At 65.9% G+C, this 24,363-nt stretch carries 26 protein-coding genes; 12 read left to right on the plus strand and 14 right to left on the minus strand.

The annotated features are described in order from the left end of the window. Positions 1-100 precede the first annotated feature (100 nt). Both HFGMBDPB_RS17805 and HFGMBDPB_RS17810 read left to right on the plus strand, forming a co-directional pair. A complete protein-coding gene (locus HFGMBDPB_RS17805) occupies positions 101-1,081 on the plus strand; it encodes a Bug family tripartite tricarboxylate transporter substrate binding protein (RefSeq protein WP_126311968.1) in 981 nt (326 codons plus the stop codon). A gap of 12 nt (positions 1,082-1,093) precedes the next feature. After that, the gene (locus tag HFGMBDPB_RS17810) at positions 1,094-1,522 is read left to right on the plus strand and encodes a 5-carboxymethyl-2-hydroxymuconate Delta-isomerase (protein WP_212645937.1); all 429 of its coding nucleotides are present in this window, start codon (positions 1,094-1,096) and stop codon (positions 1,520-1,522) included. 67 nt (positions 1,523-1,589) lie between these two features. On the opposite strand, the gene HFGMBDPB_RS17815 is transcribed toward HFGMBDPB_RS17810, so the two are convergent. Together HFGMBDPB_RS17815 and HFGMBDPB_RS17820 are read right to left on the minus strand one after the other, a co-directional pair. Next, positions 1,590-2,876, minus strand: coding sequence for a M16 family metallopeptidase (locus HFGMBDPB_RS17815; RefSeq protein WP_212646077.1), 1,287 nt, complete (start codon positions 2,874-2,876; stop codon positions 1,590-1,592). A 157-nt stretch (positions 2,877-3,033) separates the two neighbouring features. Further along, positions 3,034-4,176, minus strand: a complete 1,143-nt coding sequence (locus HFGMBDPB_RS17820; protein WP_016448214.1) for a protein NO VEIN domain-containing protein — start codon at positions 4,174-4,176, stop codon at positions 3,034-3,036. A gap of 319 nt (positions 4,177-4,495) precedes the next feature. Between HFGMBDPB_RS17820 and HFGMBDPB_RS17825 the strand changes: the two genes are divergently transcribed. Beyond that, a complete protein-coding gene (locus tag HFGMBDPB_RS17825) occupies positions 4,496-4,870 on the plus strand; it encodes a nucleotide pyrophosphohydrolase (RefSeq protein WP_016448215.1) in 375 nt (124 codons plus the stop codon). Further along, positions 4,867-6,738: a DUF2075 domain-containing protein gene (locus HFGMBDPB_RS17830; RefSeq protein ID WP_061287779.1), complete on the plus strand. Its 1,872-nt coding sequence runs from the start codon at positions 4,867-4,869 to the stop codon at positions 6,736-6,738. The genes HFGMBDPB_RS17825 and HFGMBDPB_RS17830 overlap by 4 nt, the downstream gene beginning before the upstream one ends. A 91-nt stretch (positions 6,739-6,829) precedes the next feature. Here the strand turns inward: HFGMBDPB_RS17830 and guaA are convergent, their stop codons facing one another. The 4 genes from guaA to HFGMBDPB_RS17850 all read right to left on the minus strand — a co-directional run bounded on the left by guaA (position 6,830) and on the right by HFGMBDPB_RS17850 (position 10,257). Continuing rightward, positions 6,830-8,446, minus strand: coding sequence for a glutamine-hydrolyzing GMP synthase (gene guaA, locus HFGMBDPB_RS17835; protein ID WP_212645938.1), 1,617 nt, complete (start codon positions 8,444-8,446; stop codon positions 6,830-6,832). Positions 8,447-8,477: 31 nt separating this feature from the next. After that, positions 8,478-8,912, minus strand: coding sequence for a type II toxin-antitoxin system VapC family toxin (locus HFGMBDPB_RS17840; protein WP_012204856.1), 435 nt, complete (start codon positions 8,910-8,912; stop codon positions 8,478-8,480). Continuing rightward, the gene (locus HFGMBDPB_RS17845; protein ID WP_012204855.1) at positions 8,909-9,187 is read right to left on the minus strand and encodes a type II toxin-antitoxin system Phd/YefM family antitoxin; all 279 of its coding nucleotides are present in this window, start codon (positions 9,185-9,187) and stop codon (positions 8,909-8,911) included. The genes HFGMBDPB_RS17840 and HFGMBDPB_RS17845 overlap by 4 nt, the downstream gene beginning before the upstream one ends. Positions 9,188-9,327: 140 nt before the next feature. Beyond that, positions 9,328-10,257, minus strand: coding sequence for a LysR family transcriptional regulator (locus tag HFGMBDPB_RS17850; protein ID WP_047217240.1), 930 nt, complete (start codon positions 10,255-10,257; stop codon positions 9,328-9,330). Between the two features lie 93 nt (positions 10,258-10,350). Between HFGMBDPB_RS17850 and ilvD the strand changes: the two genes are divergently transcribed. After that, positions 10,351-12,045 carry a dihydroxy-acid dehydratase gene (gene ilvD / locus HFGMBDPB_RS17855; RefSeq protein WP_071955098.1) on the plus strand — a complete coding sequence of 565 codons (1,695 nt, stop codon included), beginning with the start codon at positions 10,351-10,353 and terminating at the stop codon, positions 12,043-12,045. A 127-nt stretch (positions 12,046-12,172) separates the two neighbouring features. On the opposite strand, the gene guaB is transcribed toward ilvD, so the two are convergent. Next, positions 12,173-13,648: an IMP dehydrogenase gene (gene guaB, locus HFGMBDPB_RS17860; RefSeq protein WP_013803023.1), complete on the minus strand. Its 1,476-nt coding sequence runs from the start codon at positions 13,646-13,648 to the stop codon at positions 12,173-12,175. Between the two features lie 84 nt (positions 13,649-13,732). Here guaB and HFGMBDPB_RS17865 point away from each other — a divergent pair, with 84 nt between their 5' ends. Beyond that, positions 13,733-14,287, plus strand: a complete 555-nt coding sequence (locus HFGMBDPB_RS17865) for a DUF4124 domain-containing protein (RefSeq protein ID WP_034364364.1) — start codon at positions 13,733-13,735, stop codon at positions 14,285-14,287. Positions 14,288-14,306: 19 nt separating this feature from the next. Here the strand turns inward: HFGMBDPB_RS17865 and HFGMBDPB_RS17870 are convergent, their stop codons facing one another. Both HFGMBDPB_RS17870 and HFGMBDPB_RS17875 read right to left on the minus strand, forming a co-directional pair. Beyond that, on the minus strand, positions 14,307-14,651 hold the full coding sequence (locus tag HFGMBDPB_RS17870; RefSeq protein WP_212645939.1) for an RnfH family protein: 345 nt from the start codon (positions 14,649-14,651) through the stop codon (positions 14,307-14,309). Next, positions 14,644-15,096 (minus strand): type II toxin-antitoxin system RatA family toxin, encoded by a 453-nt coding sequence (locus HFGMBDPB_RS17875; protein ID WP_016452375.1) that lies wholly within the window; start codon positions 15,094-15,096, stop codon positions 14,644-14,646. The genes HFGMBDPB_RS17870 and HFGMBDPB_RS17875 overlap by 8 nt, the downstream gene beginning before the upstream one ends. 168 nt (positions 15,097-15,264) lie before the next feature. Between HFGMBDPB_RS17875 and smpB the strand changes: the two genes are divergently transcribed. The 4 genes from smpB to HFGMBDPB_RS17895 all read left to right on the plus strand — a co-directional run bounded on the left by smpB (position 15,265) and on the right by HFGMBDPB_RS17895 (position 17,675). Continuing rightward, positions 15,265-15,738 carry an SsrA-binding protein SmpB gene (smpB, locus tag HFGMBDPB_RS17880; RefSeq protein ID WP_016448870.1) on the plus strand — a complete coding sequence of 158 codons (474 nt, stop codon included), beginning with the start codon at positions 15,265-15,267 and terminating at the stop codon, positions 15,736-15,738. 109 nt (positions 15,739-15,847) lie between these two features. Then, entirely contained in the window at positions 15,848-16,264 is a 417-nt protein-coding gene (locus HFGMBDPB_RS17885; RefSeq protein ID WP_016448871.1) for a COG4315 family predicted lipoprotein, read from the plus strand. 30 nt (positions 16,265-16,294) lie between these two features. Next, entirely contained in the window at positions 16,295-16,828 is a 534-nt protein-coding gene (locus HFGMBDPB_RS17890) for an RNA polymerase sigma factor (protein WP_016448872.1), read from the plus strand. Between the two features lie 10 nt (positions 16,829-16,838). Further along, positions 16,839-17,675, plus strand: a complete 837-nt coding sequence (locus HFGMBDPB_RS17895; RefSeq protein ID WP_016448873.1) for an anti-sigma factor family protein — start codon at positions 16,839-16,841, stop codon at positions 17,673-17,675. A gap of 16 nt (positions 17,676-17,691) precedes the next feature. Here the strand turns inward: HFGMBDPB_RS17895 and HFGMBDPB_RS17900 are convergent, their stop codons facing one another. Then, positions 17,692-18,387 (minus strand): DAPG hydrolase family protein, encoded by a 696-nt coding sequence (locus HFGMBDPB_RS17900; RefSeq protein ID WP_016448874.1) that lies wholly within the window; start codon positions 18,385-18,387, stop codon positions 17,692-17,694. Between the two features lie 156 nt (positions 18,388-18,543). On the opposite strand from HFGMBDPB_RS17900, the gene HFGMBDPB_RS17905 reads away from it, so the two are divergent. Then, on the plus strand, positions 18,544-19,209 hold the full coding sequence (locus HFGMBDPB_RS17905; protein ID WP_016448875.1) for a TetR/AcrR family transcriptional regulator: 666 nt from the start codon (positions 18,544-18,546) through the stop codon (positions 19,207-19,209). 75 nt (positions 19,210-19,284) lie between these two features. Here HFGMBDPB_RS17905 and HFGMBDPB_RS17910 read toward each other — a convergent pair whose 3' ends face one another. From HFGMBDPB_RS17910 to HFGMBDPB_RS17925, 4 genes are all read right to left on the minus strand, one after another. Then, the gene (locus tag HFGMBDPB_RS17910) at positions 19,285-20,376 is read right to left on the minus strand and encodes an enoyl-CoA hydratase/isomerase family protein (protein WP_016448876.1); all 1,092 of its coding nucleotides are present in this window, start codon (positions 20,374-20,376) and stop codon (positions 19,285-19,287) included. A gap of 153 nt (positions 20,377-20,529) precedes the next feature. After that, on the minus strand, positions 20,530-21,543 hold the full coding sequence (locus HFGMBDPB_RS17915; RefSeq protein ID WP_212645940.1) for a Bug family tripartite tricarboxylate transporter substrate binding protein: 1,014 nt from the start codon (positions 21,541-21,543) through the stop codon (positions 20,530-20,532). 42 nt (positions 21,544-21,585) lie between these two features. After that, positions 21,586-22,089 (minus strand): MaoC family dehydratase, encoded by a 504-nt coding sequence (locus HFGMBDPB_RS17920; protein WP_212645941.1) that lies wholly within the window; start codon positions 22,087-22,089, stop codon positions 21,586-21,588. A 1-nt stretch (position 22,090) separates the two neighbouring features. Further along, complete coding sequence (locus HFGMBDPB_RS17925) at positions 22,091-23,287, minus strand: CaiB/BaiF CoA transferase family protein (RefSeq protein ID WP_212645942.1); 1,197 nt, start codon at positions 23,285-23,287, stop codon at positions 22,091-22,093. Positions 23,288-23,370: 83 nt separating this feature from the next. Here HFGMBDPB_RS17925 and HFGMBDPB_RS17930 point away from each other — a divergent pair, with 83 nt between their 5' ends. After that, positions 23,371-24,261, plus strand: a complete 891-nt coding sequence (locus HFGMBDPB_RS17930) for a LysR family transcriptional regulator (RefSeq protein WP_016452380.1) — start codon at positions 23,371-23,373, stop codon at positions 24,259-24,261. Positions 24,262-24,363 lie beyond the last annotated feature (102 nt).

The raw sequence follows: 24,363 nt of genomic DNA on the forward strand, positions 1-24,363 counted from the left end.
TCGGATTATCCGATAGGCGCGGCCAGAAAATGCGAATTGCGAAGAAACAAGGGCCTGCCGACACTACGGCCACGAGACAACTCTGGTCACGAGAGCACCGATGAAACGACGCAACTTCCTTCAGTACGCCAGCACGGCGACGGCCATTTCAGCCATGGGCGCAAGCCCCTCGGCGCGCGCACAGGCATTCCCTTCCAAGCCCATCCGCATCATCTGCCCCTATCCGGCAGGTGCGACCACCGATGCCGTCTCCCGCCTGATGGCGAATGCCTTGCAGTCGGACAGCGGCAGCACGGTGATCGTCGACAACCGCAGCGGTGCGGGCGGCAACATCGGCACGGAGGCGGCAGCACGCGCCGAGGCCGACGGCTACACGCTGCTGCTGGGCGCACTCGGCCCCATGGCCGCGAACCCGGCGCTGTACTCCAGGCTCAACTTCGATCCGGCCAAGGACTTCACACCGCTGGCATGGGCCGCCTCGGTGCCGTTGATCTGGGCCGTGCATCCCTCCTTCCCGGCGGCCACGGCCAAGGAGGCGCTCGAATGGCTGCGCAAGAACCCGGGCAAGTTCTCCTACGCATCCGCCGGCAACGGCACGCCGCAGCACCTGGCGGGAGAACTCGTCAAGCGCCATACCGGCACCTCGATCCTGCACATTCCCTACCGCGGCTCCGCGCCTGCACTCAACGACGTGCTGGGCGGCACGGTGCAGATGGTGTTCGAAGCCACGCCGGCCATCCTGCAGCATGTGCAAAGCGGGCGCCTGAAGGCGCTGGCCGTGACGTCCGCCAGGCGCATTCCCGCGCTGCCTGGCGTGCCCACGCTCAAGGAATCGGGTGTGGACGCCGAGATCAGCGGCTGGTACGGCTTCCTCGCGCCCGCTGCAATTGCGGCCGACCGCAAGGCCTGGCTGGTCAAGCACATGGGCGCGGCGCTGGCGGCCAAGGCCACGCAGGACAGGCTGGCCGAACTCGGCTCGGTGCCCATCGACAACTCGCCCCAGGCATTCGCACGCCTGCTGGACAGCGAGCGGGCACGCTGGCAGACGCTGATCCGCGAAGTCGGCATCAAGCTCGACTGAAGGCGCCGCCCCATGCCGCACATCGCCATCGAGGTATCGCCATCCTTGCTCCCGTCGATCCAGTGGGAGCCGGTCCTGCACGCCATGCACCTTGCGCTGGCCGAGCGCGGATGGGCACGGCTCGCGGACCTGAAGTCGCGCGTGGCACCCATCGCCGTCGGACTGTGCGGCGAGGACCCCCACGCGCAGCAACTCATCGCCACCCTGACGCTGACCAACCCGCGCCCGCCGCAGATGTGCTCGGCCATGGCCGAGGCCGTGTTCGAGCATCTCTCGCGCGCGATCGGTGCGATCGGTGCGATCGGTGCGATCGGCCCGTTCGAAGCGCCCCCGGAATCAGCGGCGTGGGTGCAGTGCTGCGTGTTCCTGCAGGAGCACCCGAAGTCGCACTACTTCAAGCGGCAATGGAACGCGCCGCCGCCCGCTCCCTCAACTCCATGACAACGGGAAAAGCGCCATGTGTTGCGGCTGGCGGTTGGACGCTGGCCGCTGATCGCGCGCTGCCGGCTCAGGCCGCCAGGCCTGCGGCCAGTTGCCGCACGGTCCGGGCACTGGCGCCCTTGCCGGTGATGGCCACCGCTGGAGGATGGGTCAGCATGCGCTCGAAGACCTTGCGCACTTCCTCGGCCCCGATGCCATCGATCATCGCCAGCGTTTCGGCCACGGATGTCACGCTGCCATGGGCAAAGAGGTCCTCGACAGCCCGCTCCATGGTGGCGTAGGTCCGCTCGCCCGCACGCACCCGCGAGACCGCCAGCTGGTTCTTGGCCCGTTCCAGATGCACGGGGTCGATGCCGGCAGCCTGGGCGCGCAGCAGGCCGCCTGTCGCGGCCACCAGCGCTTCGAGCTTGTCCGGCGTCGTGACCGCATGCACGATGAAATTGGCCCAGACGTCACCGCCCTCCATCGCCGCATAGGCCGTATAGGCCAGTCCGAGCCGCTCGCGCACGGTATCGACCAGGGGCGACGACATCCCCTCACCCAGCAGATGGGCCGCCAGCGAGGCCACGAGACGCGCACGCTGCGGATGCTCGCCCTGCAACTGCTCGAACACCAGGGGATAGGCCAGGTTCACGAACACCTGGGACACCTGCGTGAAGCGTTGCGCCAGGGCCTGCCCCACATACTTTGCGGGCTGAGGGGGCAACGCCACAGCGGGATCGGCCGACGCAGGCATGCCGGCGAACAGCTGCGCCGCCTGCTCCAGCCAGGCCGGCACATCGAAGTTTCCGGCCGCGACGACGACGGTCTTTTCTCCCACGTAATGGGACTGCACATGGCGCACCAGATCCTGCCGCGTGAAGCCTTCGATATTGGCCACCGTGCCGATCACCGGCATGCCCATGGGGTCGTCGCCCCAGATGGCGCGGTCCAGCAGATCGCCGGCGCTGTCCTCCGGGTCCTCTTCGTACTCGATGGCCTCCTGCCGGATCACCTGCAGCTCCCTTTGCAGCTCATGCTCGGGAAACACGCTGTTCAGCACGATGTCCGCAATCATTCCCAGCAAGGCCTGCGCATGCCAGCCCAGGCCGGTCATGAAATAGCCGGTGATGTCCTTGCCGGTGAAGGCGTTGACCTCCGCGCCCAGCCGCTCCGCATCCAGGTTGATCTCCTGCACGGAACGCGTGTGCGTGCCCTTGAACGCCATGTGCTCCAGCACATGGCTGATGCCGTTGCTGGTGGAGGTCTCGTCGCGGGAGCCCACGCGCAGGAACACACCCACGCTGACGCTCTGCAAATGCGGCATGGGCAGCGCCAGCAGCCGGACCCCATTCGCAAGAGTGCGCAAGGCCATGGCAGGCCGCTCCAGTTCGGTTGCCGCCAGGGGCTTTTCTTGAATCATGGGCTATTGTCGTCGCGCTCCAGCGGATGCGCAGGGCAGCCCTCTTCAGCCCTCTTTCATGTGCCTGTGATCAAAGCTGCGGGGAGCTCTGGCCCGGCCGACCTGCGCGTTACCCCACCAGGCGCCGGAACGACGCCCGAAAATCGATGGGCTCCAGGTGCAGCTGGTCCGCCAGCGGCCCGTTCAGGATGTAGAGCCTTGGTTCCTCCCGGAACTGAAAAACCCGGTAGAGATGGAAGGCATCCCCGGCCTCTGCTGCGAAATCCAGTTCGTTGCGGCTGATGATGAAGGACGAGGCATGCCCGCCATTGGTGGTCTTGACCTCGATGAAGCGATGCTCGCCGGGCCGCTCATGCGAGAGGATGTCGTAGCCGCTCCCGTCGCCGAGCCGGTCAGACACCCAGTCCAGTTGCTGGAAAAGCTCCGGATACCCGGCATGGACAAGTCGCCGCTGCTCGAATCCGATGACCCACTGCTCTCCGGCACGGCCAAGATGCCGGTTGGCTTCATCCCGCTGGGCCCAGTTCGTCTTGCGTGGAAATCTGACCTTGGCGCCGTCTTTCGCTAACTGCGCCACTGTCTCCAGCGCAGGCGGTTCAACCAGGCAGGCATGAAAGCTCTGCTCAGCAGACGTCTTGACCTCCTCCATCGCATCCACCACACGGGAAACCAGGCCCGGCTGATTCAGGACGAACTGCTGCACCGCCTGACGCAACAGAAGCTGAGCGTTGCTCCGGGGCTTGTAGCCGCGGATGAAGGGCAGCTCCAGGTCATGCAGGACGGCGCTGATGTTCTGGAACTTCAGCTCCACCGATCCCTTGCTGCGCTCACGCAGCCGCTGGCGCAACTGCGCATTGAATTCGGTCTTGGTGTAGCGCTGCTGCTCGGCCTCCAGCAAAAGCATCTCGAAATATGACGCGACCGTGGCCTGCACCTCATCGAAGGTCCAGTCTTCACCAATGCGCACGACATCGAAGCCCAGATGCTGCAATCGAGGAACGACGGTGGCCTCTCCACCGGAGAAATCAGTCGGCTTGAGCGGTCCCTCCTGCGGGAACTGATGGCCGAACGCAGCTCCGACGATGGCCTTGGAGTCGCATAGCTGCCCGGTTCTTGCATTGCGAACCAAGAAATCGCGCGATTTTCCAAATCCGTATCGCTTCAGGAATGCCGTCCGACCAAGACGTGAAAACTCGTCCAACGCCGCCTGAACGGCCGCAGGACTTTGAAGGCGAGAGATTTCAACAGCCATCAGCGTTTGGGAGAAGTATCTTCATGCGGAATCAATACCCACGGGCTAGGTCCGCAGCAGCACACAGCAAATTGCAAAGAAATAGTACTTTACGTTACAAACGCATGCTTGGTCTGGTAGCAGCCATGTCTTTCATGGGGAACACTGGACTTCGTCTGTCTGCGCGCAAGTGCTTGCACCTGGCCTGGGAATCAGGCGGCTAGTTCTTACATCCAAGCCTCGCCCGGGCTCAGAATCTTCCTAGGCGCAGCGATACTTCAGGTCTCTGAGTCCTAGGAACTGCAGAATAGGTAACAATCCGTTCCGAAAGGGTCTGGATGTGGACAAAAGTCTGATTGACGTGACGGGCGCGGTACACGCGCTGAGGCAGTTTGCGCAAGAGCGGGAGTGGCAGCAATTCCATTCACCCAAGAATCTGGTCATGGCTCTCTCGGGCGAGGTGGGTGAGTTGACCGAAATATTCCAATGGATGACCGAGGCCGACTCTCATTCGGCCGCCTCGAATCCTAAAACCGCCTCGGCGGTACGCGACGAACTGGCCGATGTCGCCCTGTACCTCATCCGCTTGGCGGATGTGCTGGACGTGGACCTCAACGCAGCCATCGCCAGCAAGCTGGCTTCCAACGCCGCCAAATACCCTGTCGAGGCGTCGCGCGGCGTCAGCACCAAATACGACCAGTTGCCCGAGCCATGATCGTTTATCAGGCCGAGAAGACACAATTCCTGCTCGACTACGACGAACGCGATATTGAAGACGTCATCTACGCGAAGTACCAGGCAGCGACTCACCGCAAGGTAGCCAAGGCGGAGATCCGATCATGGCGCGAGTCGCTGGGCTACATTGCCCGCCTTCTGCGTGACCCGGAAATCGCACCCGACATCGGGGTCGCTGTCGAATTCATCCTGCCGCAATCGTCAAAACGCATCGATGTCATTCTTGCCGGACATGCCGACGACGGCTCTCGACGGCTGGTGGTGGTCGAACTCAAGCAATGGTCATCGGTCGGCGCCACCGACCGCGATGCCATCGTGCTTTTGCGCGGTGGAATGCGCCCTGACCAGGCGCGCATTCACCCCAGCTACCAGGCGTGGTCGTACACGGCATTTCTGGAGGGGTTCAACGAGGCCATCTATGACGGCGGGCTGCAGCTGAAGCCTTGCGCCTACCTGCACAACTATGCCGCCGATGGCATCATCGACTCCCCCCAGTACCAGCCCTATATCGAGCGGGCACCTTTGTTCCTGAAAGGCGATGAAGACCGCAAGAAACTCCGCGAGTTCATCAAACAGCACATCCGGCATGGCCGAGGCCGCCAGGTGCTGTTCGATCTTGAACGAGGAAGGATGCGGCCATCCAAAGCGCTGGCGGATGTGGTCGGCAAGCTGCTGAAGGGCAACAGCGAGTTCGCGCTAATCGACGACCAGAAGGAAGTGTTCGAGGCTGCGAAGGCGGCATGCCGCCAGGCCAGCGCCAGCGGCAGGCCTCGCGTCTTGATCATTGAGGGCGGTCCTGGAACCGGCAAGTCGGTGATCGCCGTCAACCTGCTTGCGGCTCTGCGCGAAGGCTTGACCGTCAAATACATTTCCAAGAACGCTGCCCCACGCGCTGTCTATAGCGACAAGCTGATACAGACGCGCGACAACGCACATCTGGTCAATCTTTTCGGCGGATCAGGCTCCTTCACGGAAACCGTGCAGGATGCCTTTGATGTCTTGGTCGTGGACGAAGCACATCGCCTAACCGAAAAAAGCGGCTTCTATGGGAATCTGGGCACCCATCAGGTCAAGGAGCTGATAGAAGCTGCCAAGTGCAGCATCTTTTTCATCGACGAAGACCAGCGCGTGACTCTCAAGGATGTAGGTTCCAAGGAGATCATCCGCAAGTTTGCAGCCGGGCGGAATGCTGAGGTAGAGGAATATTCGCTGACTTCCCAATTTCGGTGCGCCGGCTCCGACGGCTATCTGGCCTGGGTAGACCATACGTTGCAGATCCGAACTACCGCCAACCCTAGCCTTGCAGATATTCCGTTTGACTTTCAGGTGTTTGACGACCCCTCGGATCTGCACAAGGCCATCGAGACGAAGAACGCCAACAACCGGGCACGCGTTGTGGCTGGTTACTGCTGGCCATGGAACAGCAAGAAGAATCCCAAGCTTATGGACGTAGTCATCGGAGACTACGAGCGCCAATGGAATCTGGACCAGGACGGCAGCCTCTGGATCGTGGCACCGAACTCTGTGGCACAGGTCGGCTGCATACACACCTGCCAGGGGCTGGAAGTGGACTATGTGGGAGTCATCATCGGGCCAGACCTGACCATCATGGGCGACACGCTGGTGGCAGTGCCCCGAGCCAGGGACAGACATGACAAGACCATGAAGGGATTCGTGAAGATGACGAAGGAGCAGCCTGCCGAGGCCGCACGGCTGGCGGAAAGCATCATCAAGAACACTTATCGCACCTTGATGACCCGTGGCATGAAGGGGTGCTATGTGTATGCCACGGACGCGAAGCTGAGGGCATACCTGCGCGAGCATTCGGCTATTCCAGCATCCCACTGAACAACGGCGGGCGGGCAGAAAAAAGCCCGCAGTGCCGCGGGCTTGATTCGGAAATACGGCCGGACGACCCCGGCCGTTTCCTATTGCGCAATCATTCCCACTCAATCGTCGCCGGCGGCTTGGTCGAAACGTCGTAAGTCACGCGGTTGATGCCGCGCACTTCATTGATGATCCGGCCAGACACCTTCTTGAGCAGGCCGTAGGGCAGCTCGGCCCAGTCGGCGGTCATGAAGTCGCTGGTCTGCACGGCGCGCAGGGCCACGACGTAGTCGTAGGTGCGGCCGTCGCCCATGACGCCCACGCTCTTGACGGGCAGGAAGACGGTGAAGGCCTGGCTGGTGAGGTCGTACCAGTTCTTGCCGGTGGCTTCGTCGGTCCAGTTGCGCAGTTCCTCGATGAAGATGGCGTCGGCGCGGCGCAGCAGGTCGGCGTATTCCTTCTTGACTTCACCCAGGATGCGAACGCCCAGGCCCGGGCCCGGGAAGGGGTGGCGGTAGACCATTTCACGCGGCAGGCCCAGGGCCACGCCGAGTTCGCGCACTTCGTCCTTGAACAGGTCGCGCAGGGGCTCGAGCAGCTTCAGGCCCAGTTGTTCGGGCAGGCCGCCGACGTTGTGGTGGCTCTTGATGGTGACGGCCTTCTTGCTCTTGGCACCGCCCGACTCGATGACGTCGGGGTAGATGGTGCCCTGGGCCAGGAAGGTGGCGCCCTTGTGGCCTGCATCGCCGGCCTTGAGCTTGGCGGCCTCGGCCTTGAACACGTCCACGAACAGGCCGCCGATGATCTTGCGTTTGGCCTCGGGTTCGCTGACGCCGGCCAGCTTGCCCAGGAACAGGTCGCTGGCGTCCACGCGGATGACCTTGGCGTGCAGCTTGCCTTCGAACATTTCCATGACCATGTCGCCTTCATTGAGGCGCAGCAGGCCGTGGTCCACGAAGACGCAGGTCAGCTGGTCGCCGATGGCGCGGTGGATCAGGGCTGCAGCCACGGACGAATCCACGCCGCCCGACAGGCCGAGGATGACTTCCTCATCACCCACCTGCTCGCGAATTTTGGCGACGGCTTCCTCGATGTAGTCGCCCATGATCCAGTCGGCATTCGCCGCGCAGATCTCGCGCACGAAGCGGTTGAGCAGGGCCGCGCCCTGCACGGTGTGCGTGACTTCGGGGTGGAACTGGACGGCGTAGAAGCGGCGCGCCTCGTCGGCCATGCCGGCGATGGGGCAGGACGGCGTGGAGGCCATGACCTTGAAGCCCGGGGGCAGCTCGGTGACCTTGTCGCCGTGGCTCATCCAGACCTTGAGCATGCCGTGGCCTTCGGCCGTGGCGAAGTCCTCGATGCCCTTGAGCAGTTCGGTGTGGCCATGGGCGCGCACTTCGGCGTAGCCGAATTCGCGGGTGTGCGAGCCTTCGACCTTGCCGCCCAGCTGGGTGGCCATGGTCTGCATGCCGTAGCAGATGCCCAGCACGGGAATGCCCAGCTCGAACACGGCGTCGGGGGCGCGGTCGTCCACTTCGTAGACGCTGGCGTGGCTGCCCGACAGGATCACGCCCTTGAGGCGGCTGTCGGCGGCGAATTCGCGCACCCAGTCGCTGCTGACGTCGCAGGGGTGGACTTCGCAGTAGACATGGGCTTCGCGCACGCGGCGGGCGATCAGCTGGGTGACTTGGGAGCCGAAGTCAAGAATGAGGATCTTGTCGTGTTGCATGGTCATCTCAGGCAAAGGTGATGGGAGGGGATCAGAAATCTTCAGGGGCCAGCAGCGCCAGGCCGCGCTTGCGGGCGGCGGCGGCCTGGGCCGCGTCAAAGGTGGCCAGCGGCAGGCGCAGCGACTGCGCCAGCCACAGGTAGGCCGCGTCATAGACCGGCAGGCGGGTGTCCAGCGCCACGTCGAGCACGGCCTTGTGCTGGGCGGGCGCCAGCTCGTGCAGTTCCACGCGGTGGCGGATGGCCTCGAGCACGCCCCACAGGCCTTCGACCGAGCTGTGCGGAATGCGGCCGCCGTGCACGCCCGAGGCGATCAGGTTGCCGCACTCCCACTGCCAGAGGTTGGGCGCCTGCGGGTCCACTTCGTGGCGTCGGATTCGGGTGTACAGGCGCTGGGTGTGCACGCTGGCGGCATCGGGCAGCAGCCAGGCGGCGGTGACGGAGGCATCGAGCACGAAGGAGGTCATGCCTGGCTCCGGCCTGCGTGGCGCAGTCGGGTGGTGGAGTCCGGCGCCTGTGCCGACTGGGCCGGCTGGGCTGGCCGCACCGTGGCCTGCAGCGCCTGCATCTGCTCCAGCTCGCGGGCGATCTGCTCGTCGGTGATCACGGGGCGGCGGCGCACCGGCAGCATGCGCACCACTTCCTTGCCGTGGCGGGTGATGCGCACTTCCTCGCCCTGCTCGACAAGTTCGATCAGGGCGGAGAAACGGGTCTTGGCTTCGTAGATACCGACAGATTGCATGGCGGGGCTGAAAACAAAAGCAGGCCTGGTGTCCGGCCTGGCCCGAATTCTATCATTCTGGCCAGAATTTCCAAAAATTCAGACCAGAACCATGCGTATATTCACGGGCCTTGCCTCGGGGGGCTGTCGGTGAACGCCAGTCAGCGCTGTTCGCGCACGAAGCCGACAAACCGCGCCAGCGCGGGCGACATGGCTCCGGCAGGCCAGGCCAGGCTGGTCTCGCAGACCGGCAGGGCAACGGCCTTGCTGCCTGCACGGGCGCTGGCGAAAACCGCCTCGCGGTAGACCACTCCGGGCCTGCAGAACTGCATCACGCTGGCGGGCACCCAGGCCAGGCCGATACCGCCCCAGACCAGGTTCACGATGGTCTGCATCTGTATCGCCTGCTGCGCGATGCGCGGCACATGTCCGTGCCGTCGGTACAGATCCGTCACCGCGTCATGGAGCGAGGGCATGATGCGGCGCGGAAAGATCACCAGCGGCTGCTCCAGCACTTCGTCGAGCATCAGCCGGTCCGCACCGGCAAGCGCATGCTGCTGCGGCAGGGCCAGCACCATGGCTTCCCGTCCCACGGCCAGGCGCTCCAGGCCGGCCGGCGCATGCCCGGGGGCATGCAACATCAGTCCGGCATCGATCTGCCCGCGCTCAAAGGCTTCCATCTGCACATCGCTGGTGGCCTCGACCAGCTCCAGCGCCACACCTGGCGTGCCTGCCACGAAGTCCCGCACCCACAGCGGCAGCCGGGTGAAGCCGATGGTGGAGACAAAGGCCAGCCGCACGCGTCCCACTTCTCCCGCTGCCGCAGCCCGCGCAATCCCGGGCAGCGCCGCCGCCCGCGCCAGAAGCTCACGCACCTGCGGCACAAGCGCCTCGCCGGCCGGCGTCAGCGCGACGTGGCGGCTCGAACGCTCGAACAGCGCCACGTCCAGGCTGCGCTCCAGCTGGGCGATGGCCTGGGTGAGCGGCGGCTGCGTCATGTGCAGGCGCGATGCGGCGCGGCCGAAGTGCAGCTCGTCCGCCACGGCCAGGAATTGCCGCCAGACGCGCAGATCAATGGGGGGCTCATTCATATGTGCAGCATATCAATCATGCCGATGAATAGGATTGGATCAGATGAATCAGTCGGCCCATACTCATCCAACCCCCACAACGAGAGACATGCCATGACCCCGCCGAACCAGATCAACCGCCGAAGCGCCCACATCACCGAAGGCAAGGCGCGCGCAGCCAACCGCTCCATGTTCTACGGCATGGGCTACAAGGAAGAGGATTTCAAGAAGCCCATGGTCGGCGTGGCCAACGGCCACAGCACGATCACGCCGTGCAACTCCGGCCTGCAAAGGCTGGCGGACGCGGCCATCGCAGGCATCGAGGAGGCCGGCGGCAACGCGCAGGTGTTCGGCACGCCGACCATCTCGGACGGCATGTCCATGGGCACGGAAGGCATGAAGTACTCGCTGGTCAGCCGCGAGGTGATCGCCGATTGCATAGAGACCTGCGTGGGCGGCCAGTGGATGGACGGCGTGCTGGTGGTCGGCGGCTGCGACAAGAACATGCCGGGCGGCATGATGGGCATGCTGCGCGCCAATGTGCCGGCCATCTATGTCTACGGCGGCACCATCCTGCCCGGCAGGTGGAAAGGCCGGGACCTGAACATCGTCAGCGTGTTCGAGGCCGTCGGCGAGAACGCCGCGGGAAAGATCAGCGACCAGGAGCTCAAGGACATCGAGCAGCACGCCATTCCCGGCACGGGCTCGTGCGGCGGCATGTACACCGCCAACACCATGTCGAGCGCGTTCGAGGCGCTGGGCATGAGCCTGCCCTACTCCTCCACCATGGCCAATCCCCATGATGAAAAGGAGAACTCGGCCAAGGAATCCGCCAGGGTGCTGATCGAGGCCATCAAGATGGACCTCAAGCCGCGCGATATCGTGACGCGCAAGTCCATCGAGAACGCGGTCTCGGTGATCATGGCGACCGGAGGCTCCACCAATGCCGTGCTGCACTTTCTCGCGATCGCCCATGCGGCCGGCGTGCCTTGGTCCATCGACGACTTCGAGCGCATCCGCCAGCGGGTGCCGGTGCTGTGCGATCTCAAGCCCAGCGGCAGATACCTGGCGGTGGACCTGCACCAGGCGGGCGGCATCCCGCAGGTGATGAAGATCCTGCTGAATGCGGGCCTGCTGCACGGCGACTGCATCACCATCTCGGGCCAGACCATCGCCCAGACACTGGCCGGCGTGCCTGACGAACCGCCCAACCCGCAGGTCATCCGCCCCCTCTCGGATGCGCTCTACCCGCAGGGCCACCTGGCCATCCTCAAGGGCAACCTGAGTCCGGAAGGTGCGGTGGCCAAGATCACGGGCCTGAAAAACCCGGTCATCACCGGCCCGGCACGCGTGTTCGACGATGAGCAATCGGCACTGGCGGCCATCCTCGACGGCAGGATACAGGCCGGCGACGTGATGGTGCTGCGCTACCTGGGCCCCAAGGGCGGCCCCGGCATGCCGGAAATGCTGGCCCCCACGGGCGCCCTGATCGGCGCCGGCCTGGGCGAGAGCGTGGGCCTGATCACCGATGGCCGCTTCTCCGGCGGCACCTGGGGCATGGTGGTCGGCCACGTGGCGCCGGAAGCGGCCGTGGGCGGCACCATCGCGCTGGTGCACGAGGGCGACTCGATCACCATCGACGCGCACGCATTGCAGCTGCAGCTGAACGTGCCCGAAGACGTGCTCGCCCAGCGCCGTGCGGCATGGAAGGCCCCCGCGCCCCGCTACACGCGGGGCGTGCAGGCCAAGTTCGCGTTCAACGCATCGAGCGCCAGCTCGGGCGCGGTGCTGGACAACTTCGCCATCTGAGCGTCGTCATCTGAGCTTCGCCATCTGAGCTTCGCCATCTGAGCTTCGTGAGCGCACGAAAAAAAGAGGCCCGGGCAGCGGCTGCCCGGACCTCTTTTCCATCCCGCGCCAAGGCGCTGGACCTGGATCAGTCGGCGCGGTAGTTGGGCGCTTCCTTGGTGATCTGCACGTCATGCACGTGCGATTCACGGATGCCTGCGGCGGTGATCTCCACGAACTCGGCCGTGTTGTTCATCTCTTCGATGGTGGCGCAGCCGCAGTAGCCCATGGCAGCGCGCACGCCGCCGGCCATCTGGTAGACGATGGAGACCATGGAGCCCTTGTAGGGCACGCGGCCTTCGATGCCTTCGGGCACGAGCTTGTCGGCGTTGGGATTGCCGGTGCTCGATTCCTGGAAGTAGCGGTCGGCCGAGCCCTGCTGCATGGCGCCGATGGAGCCCATGCCGCGATAGCTCTTGTACGAACGGCCCTGGTACAGGATGACTTCGCCCGGAGCCTCTTCGGTGCCGGCGAACATGCCGCCCATCATGATGGTCGAGGCGCCAGCGGCCAGGGCCTTGGCGATATCGCCCGAGAAGCGGATGCCGCCGTCGGCGATCAGCGGCACGCCCGTGCCTTGCAGGGCCTGGGCCACGCTGTCGATGGCCATGATCTGGGGCACGCCCACACCGGCGACGATGCGCGTGGTGCAGATGGAGCCGGGGCCGATGCCGACCTTGACGGCGTCGGCGCCTGCCTCGGCCAGTGCCAGCGCAGCGGCGCCGGTGGCGATGTTGCCGCCGATGACGTCCACCTGCGGGTAGTTCTGCTTGACCCAGCGCACGCGGTCGATCACGCCCTTGCTGTGGCCGTGGGCCGTGTCCACCACCAGTGCATCGACGCCGGCCTTGACCAGCAGCTCCACGCGCTGCTCGGTACCCTCGCCCACGCCCACGGCGGCGGCCACGCGCAGGCGGCCTGCGCTGTCACGCGCTGCGTTGGGGAAGGTGGTCTGCTTGGTGATGTCCTTGACGGTGATCAGGCCCTTGAGTTCAAAGGCGTCGTTCACGACCAGGATGCGTTCGAGCTTGTGCTTGTTGAGCAGGGCCTTGGCTTCCACGGGCGTGGTGCCGTCCTTCTCGTTGACGGTGATCAGGCGCTCGCGCGGCGTCATGATCTGGCTGACCTTGACGTCGTAGCGGGTCTCGAAGCGCAGGTCGCGGCTGGTGACGATGCCCACCACCTTGCCGCCGTCGCAGACGGGAAAGCCCGAGATGCCGAGGTTCTCGGACAGCTGCAGCACCTGCAGCACGGTGTGCTCGGGGGTGATGACCACGGGGTCGTGCACCACGCCGGATTCGTGGCGCTTGACCTTGGACACTTCGGCGGCCTGCTGCTCGGCCGTCATGTTCTTGTGGATGACGCCGATACCGCCCTCTTGCGCGATGGCAATGGCCAGACGCGCCTCGGTCACGGTGTCCATGGCGGCGGACACAAGGGGAATGTTCAGGGAGATGTTGCGCGAAAAGCGCGTCTTGAGCGAAGTGTCCTTGGGCAGGACCTGGGAGAAAGCGGGGACCAGAAGGACGTCGTCGAAGGTCAGGGCTTTACCGAGAAGGCGCATGTGAGAGCTCCAAAAGAAGGATTGTACCCGTGCGCCGGATCACAATGTATGCTGTAGGCCATTCGGCCCGATCCCCAACTCACCATGCACGCCATCAAGCTTGTTTTGCTAGTCACGCTTGCCGCCTGTTCGCTGCCCGCAGCCGCCCAGTGGCAATGGGTCGACGCCACAGGCCGCAAGGTCTTCAGCGACCGCGCACCGCCTCCTGACATTCCCGCCAAGAACATCCTGCGCCAGCCTGGCGGCAGCACACCGCCGCCTGCCGCCGCGCCCTCCGCCGCTGCGGCAGCTGCGGATGCAGGCACGGCGCCTGCGGCGGACGCCGCGGCACCGGCAGCACCTGCCGCAGCCGCCAAGGACACCAAGCCCGCAGGCACCGACAAGGCACTGGAAGAGCAAAAGCGCAAGGCCGAAGCCCAGGAGGCCGCCAAGGCCAAGGCGGAAAAGGAACGGATTGCCAAGCAGCGCCAGGACAACTGCGCACGCGCCAAGCAGTCCAAGACCGCGCTGTCTTCGGGCCGCCTGCTGGGCTACACGAATGAGCAGGGCGAGCGCGGCTTCATGGACGACGCCACGCGCGATGCGGAACTCAAGCGCGCCGACGCCATCATCGCCTCCGATTGCGGCGCAATGCGCTGATCGCCGAATCCGGGCCGGCTCAGTAGCCGGCCTTGGCTCCAGGCCTCTGGCGCTGGAACAGCCCCGTGGCCCGAGCGCCCTGGCGTGCGAAACGCTCGCGGCGCGCCACCTTGGGGTCCACGGTCAAGGGCCGGTAAAGCTCCACTCGGTCACCGTCGCGCAGGGCTTGCGTCAAAGGCGCGCCGCGGCCCCACAGGCCTGCCGGCCCGGCCTGCGCAAAGCCCAGCGCCTGCCAGCCGCCCGCCGCCGCCACCGCATCGGCAATCGTGGCACCGGCCGGCAATTGCAGAAACAGCTCGACGACTTCGCCGGCGCGCGCACTGCAGGCCAGCGTGATGCGCACAGCGGGCTGGGCCTCAGCCATAGACCTGCTCGGCACGCTTGATGAAGGCATCGACCATGGAGCCTGCAATGCGGTCGAACACCGGGCCGACCACGGCGGCCAGGGCCATGTTGTCGAAACCGTAGTCCAGTTGCAGTTCGACACGGCAGGCGCGCTGCGATCCGTCGCCCACGGGGCGGAACATCCAGTGGCCCTCCAGCCGCGAGAACGGCCCCTTGATCAGGCGGATGCTGACCTGGCGCCCGCCATCGTCGAGCACGCTGTGCGTGTTGCGCGTGACGAAGGACTTGCGCATGCCGCCGAATGCAATGCCCACCTCGGCCGTCATGCCCTGCTCGTCCTGCTCCAGCACCCTGGCCTGATCGCACCAGGGAAGGAAGTCGGCATAGTGGGCCACGTCCGTCACCAGGGCAAACATTTCTTGGGGGCTGTACCAGATCAGGACGGACTTATTGACTTTTTTCATGAATGGGGCGGGCTGCACGGCATGCAAAACACCGGCAGCGCCGCCATGGCACAGCCGGCTGTCACAATGACGGCAAGGCGAAACTAAAATCCCGCACGGCGGGAAGACGGCAATCCAGTATTGTAGGGAGACCTTTCATCTCCAGGTTTTCGCCGCATCTATTACTCCATGGCCAAGAAACCTGAAACACAGTCGCGCATCGCCGACAACAAAAAAGCCGCATTCAACTACTTCTTCGAGGAACGCTTCGAGGCCGGCATCGTGCTGCACGGCTGGGAAGTGAAGGCACTGCGCAGCGGCAAGGTGCAGTTGACGGACGGCTACGTCATCGTCAAGGACGGCGAGCTGTTCCTGCTCGGCTGCCAGATCAACCCGCTCAAGACCGCCTCCACCCACGTCAACCCCGACGCGGCGCGCATCAAGAAACTGCTGCTCAAGAAGGACGACATCCTGCGCCTGATCGGCAAGGTGGAGCAAAAGGGCTTCACCCTGGTGCCCATCAACCTTCACTGGAAGAACGGCTATGTCAAATGCGACATTGCCCTGGCCAAGGGCAAGGCCGAGCACGACAAGCGCGACGTGATCAAGGACCGCGAAGGCAAGCGCGAGGTCGAGCGCGCCATGAAGAGCTTCAACCGTTGACGGGCATCCGCAGCTTTTTTTGCACTGCTGCGGAATAAACCGGCACGGCCCAGTGTTCATTGCAGTGTCCGGCCGCAATTTCGCGCGCCGGCAAGCACCGGAGACAGCGATGAAGAAGCTCGGCATGAAACTTGGTACCTGTGCCTTCACGGCAGCCCTGACATTGGCCCTGGCAGGCTGCTATTCCGCGCCTGCGGCCAACGCCTCTGGCCAGACGCCGCCCAGTGCGGTCAGCGTGCAAAACGGCATCCTGGTCGGCGCCAACGGCATGACGCTCTATACCTTCGACAAGGACACGGCCGGCAGTGGCAAGTCCGTCTGCAATGGCCCCTGCGCGACCAACTGGCCGCCCCTGATGGGCAAGCAGGCGCCCTCTGGCGGCAACTACAGCGTGATCCAGCGCGACGATGGCAGCAGCCAGATCGCCTACAAGGGCAAGCCCCTGTACTACTGGGTGAAGGACGGCAAGGCCGGCGATACCACGGGCGACGGCGTCATGGGCGTCTGGCATACCGCACGCCCCTGAGTCCGGCCCCCTGCGCGATCAGACCTGCCCATGGACCGCAGCCAGATCCTGGAGCACCTGCCCGGCCTGCGCCGCTACGCGCGGCTGCTGGCAGGCGATGCCTGGGCAGCCGACGACCTGGTGCAGGACACGCTGGAACGCGCCTGCCGCAAATGGCTGCTGTGGCGCTCCGATGGCGATCTGCGCGCCTGGCTGTTCACCCTGATGCACAACCTCTACCTGAACCAGCGGCGCTCTGCCGCACGAGGGCAGTGGCTGGACATCGACAGCCTGTCCGAGTCCCTGGCAGCGCCCGAGGACAGCAGCGACGCTGCCCTGGACCTGGAGCGCTGCCTGCAGCGCCTGCCCGCCGAGCAGCGGGCCGTGCTGCTGCTGGTCAGCGTGGAGGACATGAGCTATGCCGACACGGCGCGCGTGCTGCAGCTGCCCCTGGGCACCGTGATGTCGCGCCTGTCGCGCGCACGCTCCCGGTTGCGCGAGCTGATGGAGGCACCGCCCGCAGCTTCGCCCGCCCAGACTGCTGCACCCCAAGCCGCAGCCCCGTCGCTGCGCCGGCTCAAATGACGAGGCCGCCATGACTGCCCCCGCCCCCACCTCCCCCTCCTCCTGTGTCTCGGCTGCCACGGCCATCCCCGACGAGCAGCTGCATGCCCTGGTCGATGACCGCCTGCCGGCCCCACAGGCACAGGCGCTGCGCGAGCAGCTGGATGCAGACAGCGCAGCACGCGTGGAGCAATGGCAGCGCCAGCGGCAGCTGCTGCGCGCCCTGCACGGCGCCCGCAGCGAACCGCCCATGCCCGATGAAATGCGCGCCGCCGCCGAGCAGCTGCAGGGCCTGCAACAGCGCCAGCAGCAATGGTGGCGCTGGGGCGGCATGGCCGCAGGCTGGCTGCTGGCCTTCGGCCTGGGCTGGCTGGTGCACGGGCAGCAGGCAGCGCCTGCGGCACCCTCAACGGCGGACACGCTGGCCGCTGCCGCACCTGCCCGCTTCGCCCATCAGGCAGCAGTCGCCCACGCGGTCTACCAGCCCGAGCAGCGCCACCCGGTCGAGGTCGAGGCAGCGCAACAGGCCCATTTGCTGCAATGGCTTTCCAAGCGGCTGGGCCGGCCGCTGAAGCTGCCAGCCCTCACGGAACTGGGCTATGAGCTGGTGGGCGGCCGGCTGCTGCCCGGCGACAGCGGCGCACGCGCCCAGTTCATGTACCAGGATGCGGCCGGCGAGCGCATCACCCTGTATCTGGGCGCGCTGGAGGACCCGGCCACGCGTGGCGAGACCGCCTTTCGCTTCAGCAGCGACGGCCCCGTGCCCAGCTTCTACTGGGTGGACCAGGGCTTTGGCTATGCCCTCAGCGGCGCCCTGCCACGCAACCGGCTGCTGCAGCTGGCCACGGCCGTGCACCAGCAGCTTTGAAGCCCTGGGGCCGCAGTTACCAGGGCAGCGGCGCCGCCTCGCCGTTGCCATGTTCGCCGTAGTACAGCGAGGGCAGAAAGCGCGACAGGTAGGTGAACTCCGTGTAGCAGTGGCGCAGCAGGCCCAGGCCCAGAGCGTCGGGCAGCTCGGCCGCCGGGTCCGTGCAGGACTGCCCCAGCAGGAAGCGGCTGCGCAGCACGCAGCCAAAGGGCGTATCGCGCGCCAGGTGCACCATCTGCCCGTCCATCGGGTCCCCGCTGGCATCCAGCTGCACATGCTCGCCGAAGCCGATACGCGCATACACGGCGGCCGAGGCGCGTTTTTCGGCAAAGGCCAGCTCCAGTTGCGCAGGGTCGAACAGCTCGCGCGGATCATGGAACTTGAGCCTGGCCGCCACGGGCGGAATATCGGCCAGGGACTCCACGGCCTCGATGGAGGCGCCTATGTAGCTCTCGCCCTTCTTCCATTGCGCATCCCAGCCGCGATGTGCGATGTGGTCATGCGGATGCCACCACTTGATGTGCTGCGTGGTCTCGAAGAACTTGAACCACCAGTCCAGCATGCGGCCGCTGCAGCCGTGCAGGTCGGTGCGGCAGGCCACCACCAGACAGCCGCTGGGCAGGCGCTGGATTCCCGTCTCCAGCCGCAGCGGCGTGATGTGCAGCAGCTCGTCGATGCGGGAAATGTCGGGCTCGAAGGCATGGGAGTTCATGGGTGTTTTCCGTTCCTGGGTTGATGAGGAAAAGCCATCTTATATTAAAGAAACGAACAACGTTTCCAAACAATCGGATAATCCCAGCCGGGTAACAAAATGCTGCACAACCAGGCACGACCCTGCGCAACACCGAACGGAACGACAAGAAATCCAATGGAATCCGAAATCACTCCTGCGGCCCCCAGGCCGCGCGGGCGGCCGGCCCGGCCCGAGCACGAGGCCAACGATGCCGCCCTGGCCGCCGCCACCTGGCTCTTGCTCAACGAAGGCTATGCCGCCACCACCATGGAAGCCGTGGCCAAGCGCGCGGGGCTGGCCAAGAAGACGCTCTACCGCTTTGCCGCCAACCGCGAGGATCTGGTGGCCCTGGTGGTGCGCAGCTGGACCGACGGTTTCCGCCCCGCCCTGTCGGCCGATGCGCAGTCGGCCTCAGAGGTGGCTCCGGCGCTGGCCGAGATCCTGCGCGTGATTGCCGCGCGCGTGCTGTCGGCCGAGGCGGTGGGGATGTTCCGCCTGCTCACCACCGATTTCCCCGCCAAGCCCGAGTTGCTGGAGGTCTACCAGCGCAACGGCATAGAGCGCGGCCGCGGCATGCTGGTGGACTGGCTGCGGCGCCAGTGCGCGAAGGGGTTGCTCAGGGCAGAGCAGCCCGATGTCATCTGCGACCTGTTGCTGTCCATGGCCATTGCCGAGCCGCTGCGGCAGATGGCCCTGGGCCTGACGCCGCCCGTGCCCGAATGGGATCCGGGCCCGCGCATTGACGACGCGGTACGGCTGCTGGCAGGCCATTCCTGCCGCATGGAGCCCGCTGATTGCTAAACCGAAAAAAAGGCCATCCGGCGCGGTGCCGGATAGCCTTTTGAACCCTTGGAGGTTTGAGCAACCGCCGCGCGATCAGTCCAGCGCCGCCAGCGGGTGCGAGTGCACTGGCCAGGGGCTGTCGAAGAAGGCACGCCATTGCGCGTCCTGCACGTCTTCGATGCGCGCGGGGTTCCAGCGCGGTTGGTGGTCCTTGTCCACGGCCAGGGCGCGAATGCCTTCGATGGTCTCGCTCTGGCCGGGGCGCAGGTAAAAGCAGTGGCGCACCATGTCGCGCTCCATGCGCAGGTCCTGGGCCAGCGTCATGCCGCGCGCGCGGCGAATCTGCTCCAGCACCACGTGCAGCATCAGCGGCGAGCGCTTGCGCAGCGTGGCTGCCGTGTGCTGCGCCCACTCGCCATCCGCCGCTTCCAGTGCCTGCACCATGGCAGCCACCGTGGGCAGGGCAAACACGCGGTCGATCTCGGCGCGGGGCTGGGCCGCTGGCTTGGCCGGGGCCGTGAACTTCGACTTCACCAGCGCCTCGACGGCCGCTGCATCGGCAAAGCTGCCGGCGGCCAGGGCATCCCACAGCGCAGGCTGCTGGTCCGAGGGCAGATAGCCATCGGCCAGGCCGAAGTCCAGCGCGTCGGCCGCGCCGATCACGTCGCCCGTCAGCGCCAGCCACTCACCCGCGTGACCGGGGCAGCGCGATAGGAAGTAGCCGCCACCCACATCGGGGAACAGGCCGATGGCCGTCTCGGGCATGGCCATCTTGGTACGCTCGGTGACGATGCGCAGCGTGCCGCCCTGGCTGATGCCCATGCCGCCGCCCATGACGATGCCGTCCATGAAGGCGATGTAGGGCTTGCCGAAGGTGTGGATCAGGTGGTTGAGCGCGTACTCCTCGGTGAAGAAGTCCTCCAGCTGGGGATTGCCCGTGCTGCCTGCGCCGTGCAGAAAACGGATGTCGCCGCCCGCGCAGAAGGCGCCGAAGGCCCCTTCCTTGCCCATGCCGCGGATGGCCACGGCCAGCACCTGATCGTCCTTTTGCCAGGCCAGCAGGGTGGCCAGCAGATCGCGCACCATGCCCAGCGACAGCGCGTTCAGCGCCTTGGCCCGGTTCAAGGTGATCATGCCAATGCGGCCCCGCACTTCGCTGAGGACTTCGCCGGCAGCTCCCGTCATATCTTGCTCCTTGTTGCTATGCATGCCCTGCCCCGGCAGCCCGGGGCGATGAGCCGCAACCATAGCTGAAAATCCGCGCCCACCCCTGACAAACAGGTGCCAATTTGCGCAAGTGCACGACAGGGCGGGCAGCCGCCGCGCACCGCAGCGCACTCAGTCCAGAGAGACGCCCGTGCTCTTGACCACGCCGGCCCAGCGCTTGATCTCGCTGCGGATGTAGGCGCCGTATTCCTCGGGCGAGGAGCCCAGTCCTTCGGCGCCCTGCAGCTGCAGCTTCTCGACCACGCCCGGGTCCTTGAGCGCGCGCATCAGCTCCTGGTTGAGCCGCTGGATGATGGCGGCTGGCGTCTTCGCGGGCACCATCACGCCCTGCCAGGCCCCGGCCTCGAAGCCGGACATGCCGCTTTCGGCCAGCGTGGGTGCATCGGGGAAGTTGGGCAGGCGCTTGGAGGAACTCACGGCCAGCAGCTTGAGCCGTCCCTCCTTGATGAAGGGTGCGACGGAGTTGATGGTGTCGGTCATGAAGTCGATCTGCCCGGCCACCAGATCCACGTCGGCCGGCGCGCTGCCCTTGTAGGGCACGTGGCTGGCCTCGATCTGGTAGTGCTGCACGACCTGGAAGGCCGCCAGGTGCGTGACGTTGCCGTTGCCGGCCGAACCATAGGACAGCTGGCCCGCCTTGTCCCTGGCATGGCGCACGAACTCCTGCACGTTCTTCACCGGCAGCTTGGGGTTGACCACCAGGCCCAGCGGCACCACGGCCGTCAGCGCCACGGGCATCAGGTCCTTGTTCACGTCGTAGCTCATCTTCTTGTAGAGCGACGGGCTCAGCGCAATCGACGAAGTGTTGTAGAGCACGGTGTAGCCATCGGGCGCGGCCTTGGCCACCAGGGCGTTGCCGATGTTGCCGTTGGCGCCGGGCCGGTTGTCCACGATCACGGTCTGGCCCAGTTGCTGCCCCACCTGCTGGGCCAGCACGCGCGCCACCAGGTCGGTGGGCCCGCCCGGCGGGAAAGGCACGACCAGCGTGATGGGCTTGCTGGGCCAGGGCTGCTGGGCCAGGGCCGCTCCCGGCACTGCCGCTGCGGCTGCCATGCAGGCCGCCACGGTGGCCAGCACCCTGCGCCGCGCTTGTCTGCCTGCGGCCTTGTTGCCTTTCTTGTCCATGCTGTTGTCTCCTGGTGTCGTTATGGGAATTCTTTTGTCCGTCTAGCTGCGTCCGGCCAGCAGGCGCACGGCCGTGTATTCCATCACCTTCTGGTGGCCCTGGTTGAAGACCTCGATGCGCGAGGTGACGACGGCGCGGTTGCCCTTGGAGGTGGGCTTGATGGCGGTGACTTCGACCAGGGCCTCGATGGTGTCGCCCACCAGCACGGGGCCGAGGATCTTCTGGTGCAGCTCCAGCATGGCCAGGCCCGTGCCCTGGATCATGCTTTGCAGGATGAAGCCTTCGATCAGCGCATAGGTCATGGCGCCCGGCACGGGGCGGCCGGCAATGGCGCCGCCGTCGTAGCCCTCCTCGATGAAGATGGCCTCCAGCATGCCCGTGGCATTGATGAAGGCGACCAGGTCGGACTCGGTCACGGTGCGGCGGAAGGTGCGCAGCTGCTGGCCAACCTGCAGGTCCTGCCAGAAAAAGCCCTGGCCCATGCGGGGCACGGCGTTCCAGGCGGGTGCGGAGGCGGCGGGCGGGGGAGTGATGTCTGCAGTCATTTCAAATCTCCTGTTGCGGGGTATTCAGGCCCGCAATGCGCTCGGCGCTCCAGCCCGCCTGGGCCAGCAGCGCCACTGTGTGCTCGCCCAGGCGCGGCGGCATGCCCATGGGCGCCTGCCGGCCATCCATGCGCACGGAGGAGCGAGGCAGGTGCACGGTGCCCATGGCGGGGTCGTGCAGCGGCACGAAGAACTCCGTGGCCTGCAGATGCGGATCGGCGGGAAGCTCATCCATGCGCGCCACCGGGGCGGCGGGAATCTCCAGGCGCTGGCAGGTGTCCAGCCAGTACTGGGTGCCGTGCAGGGCCACATGCTCGCCAGCGGTCTCCAGCAGCTCGGCAATGTGGGCCGTGCGGCTGGCCTGGCTGGCAAAGCGCGCGTCCAGGGCCAGCTGCGGCTGGCCCACGGCGGCGAAGAAGCGCTGCCAGTGCGCATCGGTGTACGGCATCATGCAGACGTGGCCGTCCAGCGTTCGGTAGGGCTTGCGCCAGGGCGCCATCACGCGCGGGTAGCCTGCGCCGCTGAGCGCGGGGCTGAAGTGCATGCCGTAGAAATGCTCGACCAGGTTGAAGCCCACCATGGTCTCGTACATGGGCACTTCGACAAAGCAGCCGTGGCCGCTGCGCTCGCGCTGGAACAGCGCCGCCAGCACGGCATGCGCGGCCACCAGGGCGCAGGTCTTGTCGGCCGCGATGGTGGGCAGGTAGCGCGCCTCGCCCGTCTGGCGTTCCATCAGGTCGGCCAGGCCGCTCATGCCCTGGATGACGTCGTCGTAGGCGGGCATGCCCGCATAGGGGCCGTCCTCGCCAAAGCCATGCAGGCCTGCGTAGACCAGGCGCGGATAGCGCTCGCGCAGCGTGTCGGGGTCCAGGCCCAGCGGGGCCAGCTTCTGCGGGCGCATGCTGTGCATGAACACATCGGCCGTAGCCAGCAGCGCATGCAGGGCCTGGCGCGCCTCGTCCTGCTTGAGGTCCAGCACCACGCTCTTTTTGCTGCGGTTGGTGCCCATGAACATGGCTGCCATGCCGGGCTCCACGGCCGGGCCGGTATGGCGCGTGGAGTCGCCGGCCGGCGGCTCGATCTTGATGACTTCGGCACCATAGTCGGCCAGCACCTGGCTGGCCAGCGGCCCGAACACCACGCTGGACAGATCCAGCACCCGAATCCCTGTCAACGCAGCCTGCACTGTGGTCTCCATGTTGCTTCAGGGAGCCAGTATTTGATATCTTTGAAGTCGCGTCTAAGACTTAATTCAGCATCGCTGATACACGGTGGATATCAATGGACCTGCGCCAACTGCGTCACTTCGTCACCCTGGCCCGCACGCTCAACTACCGGCAGGCGGCCGAGCAGCTGCACATGTCGCAGCCGCCGCTGTCCCAATCCATCCGCCGGCTCGAAGACAGCCTGGGCGTGCAGCTGTTCCAGCGCGACCGCCGGGGCACGGAGCTGACCGAGGCAGGCCGGGCGGCCCTGGAAAGTGCCGAGCTGGCACTGCACCATGCGCGCCAGGTGCAGGAGGTCTCGCAGGCCACGGCCAGTGGCGAGCGCGGCCGGCTGCACATAGGCTTCATAGGCTCGGCCACGTTCTCGCTGATTCCACGGCTGGTGCAGGCCTTTCGCAGCGAATATCCGCTGATCGACCTGGTGCTGACCGAATCGACCACGCGCGAGATCTGCGCGCAGGTGGCCAGCGGCGATTTCGATGCCGGCCTGCTGCGCTACCCGGTGACGCAGGCCACCGAGCTGTCCATCACGCCCGTGGAAAAGGACGAACTGGTGGCCGTGCTGCCCGAAGGCAACCCGCTGCTGCAGCGGCCCGCCTTGCGGCTGCGGGATCTGGCCGACCAGCCATTCATCAATTACCGCCCCAGCGAAGTGCCCGGCCTGCATGCGCTTGTGGTGCTGGCCTGCCAGAACGCGGGCTTCATGCCCCAGGTCAAGCAGCATGCGGTGCAGGCCCAGACCCTGGTCAGCCTGGTGGGCGCGGGCCTGGGCGTGGCCCTGGTGCCGGCCGTCGTGGCCAAGGGCAGCACGCCGGGGGTGGTGTTCCGCGCGCTGGCAGATACCGAGAACCTGCCCTCCATCGGCCTGGCCCTGGCGCTCAATCCGCAGCAAAGCGCAGCGGCCGGCCAGCGCCTGCGCGAGTTGCTGCTGCGGCTGAATGCCTGACGGACGGCCTGGCGGACGGCCTGGCAGAAGCCGCCGCAGAAAAGACAAAGGCCGCGGATGCGGCCTTTGACAATCAGGGCGGCTAAGCCGGCTGGCTTGCGC

This window comes from Delftia sp. PE138, assembly GCF_018320755.1.
Lineage (GTDB): Bacteria > Pseudomonadota > Gammaproteobacteria > Burkholderiales > Burkholderiaceae_C > Comamonas > Comamonas tsuruhatensis.

Bases quoted from the DNA above. Each gene is read 5' to 3' on its own strand.
- HFGMBDPB_RS17805 (WP_126311968.1), top strand. From the start codon at position 101: ATGAAACGACGCAACTTCCTTCAGTACGCCAGCACGGCGACGGCCATT.
- HFGMBDPB_RS17810 (WP_212645937.1), top strand. From the start codon at position 1,094: ATGCCGCACATCGCCATCGAGGTATCGCCATCCTTGCTCCCGTCGATC.
- HFGMBDPB_RS17815 (WP_212646077.1), bottom strand. From the start codon at position 2,876: ATGGCCTTGCGCACTCTTGCGAATGGGGTCCGGCTGCTGGCGCTGCCC.
- HFGMBDPB_RS17820 (WP_016448214.1), bottom strand. From the start codon at position 4,176: ATGGCTGTTGAAATCTCTCGCCTTCAAAGTCCTGCGGCCGTTCAGGCG.
- HFGMBDPB_RS17830 (WP_061287779.1), top strand. From the start codon at position 4,867: ATGATCGTTTATCAGGCCGAGAAGACACAATTCCTGCTCGACTACGAC.
- guaA (WP_212645938.1), bottom strand. From the start codon at position 8,446: ATGCAACACGACAAGATCCTCATTCTTGACTTCGGCTCCCAAGTCACC.
- HFGMBDPB_RS17840 (WP_012204856.1), bottom strand. From the start codon at position 8,912: ATGACCTCCTTCGTGCTCGATGCCTCCGTCACCGCCGCCTGGCTGCTG.
- HFGMBDPB_RS17845 (WP_012204855.1), bottom strand. From the start codon at position 9,187: ATGCAATCTGTCGGTATCTACGAAGCCAAGACCCGTTTCTCCGCCCTG.
- HFGMBDPB_RS17850 (WP_047217240.1), bottom strand. From the start codon at position 10,257: ATGAATGAGCCCCCCATTGATCTGCGCGTCTGGCGGCAATTCCTGGCC.
- ilvD (WP_071955098.1), top strand. From the start codon at position 10,351: ATGACCCCGCCGAACCAGATCAACCGCCGAAGCGCCCACATCACCGAA.
- guaB (WP_013803023.1), bottom strand. From the start codon at position 13,648: ATGCGCCTTCTCGGTAAAGCCCTGACCTTCGACGACGTCCTTCTGGTC.
- HFGMBDPB_RS17865 (WP_034364364.1), top strand. From the start codon at position 13,733: ATGCACGCCATCAAGCTTGTTTTGCTAGTCACGCTTGCCGCCTGTTCG.
- HFGMBDPB_RS17870 (WP_212645939.1), bottom strand. From the start codon at position 14,651: ATGGCTGAGGCCCAGCCCGCTGTGCGCATCACGCTGGCCTGCAGTGCG.
- HFGMBDPB_RS17875 (WP_016452375.1), bottom strand. From the start codon at position 15,096: ATGAAAAAAGTCAATAAGTCCGTCCTGATCTGGTACAGCCCCCAAGAA.
- smpB (WP_016448870.1), top strand. From the start codon at position 15,265: ATGGCCAAGAAACCTGAAACACAGTCGCGCATCGCCGACAACAAAAAA.
- HFGMBDPB_RS17885 (WP_016448871.1), top strand. From the start codon at position 15,848: ATGAAGAAGCTCGGCATGAAACTTGGTACCTGTGCCTTCACGGCAGCC.
- HFGMBDPB_RS17890 (WP_016448872.1), top strand. From the start codon at position 16,295: ATGGACCGCAGCCAGATCCTGGAGCACCTGCCCGGCCTGCGCCGCTAC.
- HFGMBDPB_RS17895 (WP_016448873.1), top strand. From the start codon at position 16,839: ATGACTGCCCCCGCCCCCACCTCCCCCTCCTCCTGTGTCTCGGCTGCC.
- HFGMBDPB_RS17900 (WP_016448874.1), bottom strand. From the start codon at position 18,387: ATGAACTCCCATGCCTTCGAGCCCGACATTTCCCGCATCGACGAGCTG.
- HFGMBDPB_RS17905 (WP_016448875.1), top strand. From the start codon at position 18,544: ATGGAATCCGAAATCACTCCTGCGGCCCCCAGGCCGCGCGGGCGGCCG.
- HFGMBDPB_RS17910 (WP_016448876.1), bottom strand. From the start codon at position 20,376: ATGACGGGAGCTGCCGGCGAAGTCCTCAGCGAAGTGCGGGGCCGCATT.
- HFGMBDPB_RS17915 (WP_212645940.1), bottom strand. From the start codon at position 21,543: ATGGACAAGAAAGGCAACAAGGCCGCAGGCAGACAAGCGCGGCGCAGG.
- HFGMBDPB_RS17920 (WP_212645941.1), bottom strand. From the start codon at position 22,089: ATGACTGCAGACATCACTCCCCCGCCCGCCGCCTCCGCACCCGCCTGG.
- HFGMBDPB_RS17925 (WP_212645942.1), bottom strand. From the start codon at position 23,287: ATGGAGACCACAGTGCAGGCTGCGTTGACAGGGATTCGGGTGCTGGAT.
- HFGMBDPB_RS17930 (WP_016452380.1), top strand. From the start codon at position 23,371: ATGGACCTGCGCCAACTGCGTCACTTCGTCACCCTGGCCCGCACGCTC.